2 protein-coding genes are annotated in these 2,125 nt (G+C 68.5%); both read left to right on the forward strand.

From position 1 onward, the window contains the following. A partial coding sequence (locus G3N93_RS39095; RefSeq protein ID WP_206135436.1) for a Dyp-type peroxidase occupies positions 1–962 on the forward strand: 962 nt, incomplete at its 5' end. A gap of 66 nt (positions 963–1,028) precedes the next feature. Continuing rightward, complete coding sequence (locus G3N93_RS39100; RefSeq protein WP_174939444.1) at positions 1,029–2,063, forward strand: iron ABC transporter substrate-binding protein; 1,035 nt, start codon at positions 1,029–1,031, stop codon at positions 2,061–2,063. Positions 2,064–2,125: the final 62 nt, after the last annotated feature.

Below are 2,125 nucleotides of genomic sequence, written 5' to 3' on the forward strand. Positions count from 1 at the left end.
CGGGCAACGACGAGGTCGCGCCGGCGGACGGGGGCGACGCGCTCGGCCTCGGCCCTGCGCGCCTGACGATTACGTTCGGCTTCGGCCCCGGCATGTTCGCGCTCGCCGGCAAGGACCGCTTCGGCCTCGCGAAGCATCGCCCCGCCGCGCTCGTCGACCTGCCGCGCTTCAACGGCGACCAGTTGCTGCCCGAAAAGACCGGCGGCGACCTGTTCATCCAGGCGTGCGCCGACGACGCACAGGTTGCGTTCCACGCGGTGCGCCAGCTCGTGCGCCTCGGCGCGAAGGCGACGCAGATGCGCTGGGGCCAGGCCGGCTTCACGTCGGGCAAGCCCGGCGAGACGCCGCGCAACCTGATGGGCTTCAAGGACGGCACGATGAATCCGCCGATGTCCGATCCGGCCGCGATGGATGAATTCGTGTGGGCCGGCAGCGAAGGCCCGGCATGGATGAACGGCGGCACCTACACGGTCGTGCGCCGGATCCGCATCACGCTCGAGCACTGGGACAACACGGAGCTCGGCTTCCAGGAGCAGGTGGTCGGCCGTCACAAGTACAGCGGCGCGCCGCTCGGCCAGAAGCACGAGTTCGAGGCACTCGATCTCGACGCGGCCGACAAGGACGGCAACCCGGTGATCCCCGACAACGCGCACGCGCGCCTCGCATCGCCGCAACTCAACAACGGCGCGCAGATCCTGCGCCGCGCGTACTCGTACAACGACAGCACGAGCTTCTACATCGAGCGCTGGCCGCCGTGGCGCCAGCAGACCGAGTACGACGCGGGGCTGATGTTCGTCGCGCACCAGCGCGACCCGCGCAAGGGCTTCATTCCGATCAACGAGAAGCTCGCAAAGATGGACATCATGAACCAGTTCACCACGCACGTCGGCAGCGCGATCTTCGCGTGCCCGCCGGGCGCGCAACCGGGTTCGTACATCGGCGCCGCGCTGTTCGAGGCATGACGGCCCGCAACGCAAGTCAAGGCACACCTTCCCGGCCCCGGCCGGGTGCAACCTGCTAAAAACCACATGAATACATCACCCGTTAGCCGCCCGCTGCGGCACCTGATTTCCGCGGCGGCCGCCGCACTGATGCTGACTGGCGCGCTGCACGCCGCGCGCGCGCATGCCGCGACGCTCACGCTGTACAACGCGCAGCACGAGCAGGTCGTCAACCAGCTCGTCAAGGATTTCGAAGCGCAGAGCGGCATCACCGTGAAGGTGCGCTCGGGCGAAGGCCCCGCGCTCGCCGCGCAGCTCGTCGCGGAAGGCGACCGCACGCCGGCCGACGTGTACTTCACCGAGAACTCGCCGGAGCTCGTGCTGCTCGACCGCAAGGGCCTGTTCGCGAAGACCGACGGCGCCACGCTGCAGTCGGTGCCCGCGCGCTTCAACCCGGCGGACGGCAACTGGGTCGGCGTGCTCGCGCGCGAAAACGTGCTCGTCTACAACACCGCGAAGATCCAGCCGCAGCAACTGCCCGCATCGCTGCTCGATCTCGCGAAGCCGGAATGGAAGGGCAAGGTCGGCGTCGCGCCGAGCGACGCGGACTTCCTGCCGCTCGTGAGCGCGGTGCTCGCACTGCACGGCGAAGCCGCGACGCTGCAATGGCTGAAGGGCCTGAAGGCCAACGCGCAGATCTTCGACGACGACGAAGGCGTGACGGCGGCCGTCAACCGCGGCGGCGTGCTGACCGGCATCATCAACAACTACTACTGGGACCGCCTGCACGCCGAGCTCGGCGACAAGTCGACCCGCAGCGCGATCTACCACTTCGGCAAAGGCGACGTCGGCGGTGCCGTCAACGTATCGGGCGCCGCAGTGCTGAAGGCATCGAAGCACCAGCCGGAAGCGCAGAAGTTCGTCGCGTATCTCGTCAGCGAGCGCGCGCAGAAACTGATGGCCGGCGGCCATATCAGCTTCGAGTATCCGCTGCATCCGGGCGTCGCGCCCGATCCCATCCTGAAGCCGTTCAACGAACTGAGCCCGCCGGCGCTGACGTTCGAACAGCTCGGCGACGACAGCCAGGCCGGCAAGCTGCTGCGCCAGGCAGGTCTGCTCTGACCATGAGCGACGCCGTGTCCCCCACGGCACGCACCGCACGCGACGGCGAGCACACCGCGGAC

This window comes from Burkholderia sp. Se-20378, assembly GCF_017104665.1.
In the GTDB taxonomy this organism is placed as follows: Bacteria; Pseudomonadota; Gammaproteobacteria; order Burkholderiales; family Burkholderiaceae; genus Burkholderia; species Burkholderia lata.